We start from the raw sequence: 1277 nt of genomic DNA on the forward strand, positions 1-1277 counted from the left end.
GACCCGCCCCACCCCCCACCTCGCCTCCCTGCTGGGCGCCCACCTGCCCGGCGCGAGCACCGGCACCTCCCGGCGCGCCGTGCTGCTGGCCGGCGCCGGAGGCCTCGCCGGCCTGCTGGCGGCCTGCGGCTCCAGCTCCACCGGTGCCGGCTCCGCGGGGGAGGGGGAGGACGCCGGTGCCACCAGCCCGACCTCGGGTCCGTGGACCTTCACCGACGACCGCGGCGAGACCGTCACCCTGGACGCCGTCCCCACCCGCATCGCCGGCTACGCCGACGAGGTCAGCGCCCTGTGGGGCTTCGGCATCACCCCCGTCGGCGTCTGGCACCGCTACCAGCTCGACCAGGACGCCAACTTCGCCGACCGCGACACCTCCGAGCTCACCGTCGTCGGCACCACCTACGGCGAGATCGACCTCGAGGCGCTCGCGGGCCTGGCCCCCGACCTGCTCGTGGTGCCCGGTTACCCCGCCGACTCCTCCGGCACCCTCTCCGGCTCCCTGTTCTCCTTCACCGACCAGGCCCAGCAGGACGCCGCCGCCAAGATCGCCCCCATCGTCGCGATCGCCCAGAAGGGCACCTCCGCGGACGTCATCGCCCGCAACGCCGAGCTCGCCACCTCCCTGGGCGCCGACCTCGAGGACGCCGAGAACACCCAGGCGGAGGCCGACTGGGAGGCCGCCTGCGACCGCGTCCGCGCCGCCGCCTCCAAGGGCCTCGTCGTGGGGGCGCTCTACGCCACCCCCGCCGACGGCATGTACTGGGCCAAGGCGAAGGACGACCCGGGCCTGGCCTTCTACGAGTCCCTCGGGGTGCAGTTCCTCCCGCTGAGCACCACCGAGTACTACTGGGAGACCGCGTCCTGGGAGAACGCCGCGAACTACCGCCCCGACGTCGTCCTGTACAGCCCCATCGACGCCCTGGACGCCGCCGGCCTCAAGGCCCAGCCCACCTTCGCGCCCACCCCCGCCGCCCAGGCCGACCAGCTCTACCCCTGGTACTTCGGCTCCATGGACCACGTCCAGCAGGCGCGCGTGCTCAACGCCCTCGCCGACGACCTCGAGAAGGCCAACAAGGTCACCTGAGCCCGCCAGCAGCTCAGCTGAGCGGCTCAGCCGAGCGGCTCAGTCGAGCAGGCCCGGGGTGAGGTTCCACCGCCTCACCCCGGGCACGCCGTGCTCGGCGTCCAGCACGCACACCGCCGCGGTGTCCAGCAGCAGCTGCGCACCCGCCACCGGGTCCGCCTCCAGCCACACCGCCGCCAGCACCCGCAGCACG

Annotated in this window: 1 protein-coding gene; it reads left to right on the top strand. The window is 74.2% G+C overall.

Annotated elements, in window-relative coordinates:
- A partial coding sequence (locus FHN55_RS21995; protein WP_218974929.1) for an ABC transporter substrate-binding protein occupies nt 1-1084 on the top strand: 1084 nt, incomplete at its 5' end.
- Nucleotides 1085-1277: the final 193 nt, after the last annotated feature.

It is taken from the genome of Streptomyces sp. NP160, assembly GCF_006335115.1.
GTDB lineage: Bacteria > Actinomycetota > Actinomycetes > Actinomycetales > Quadrisphaeraceae > Quadrisphaera.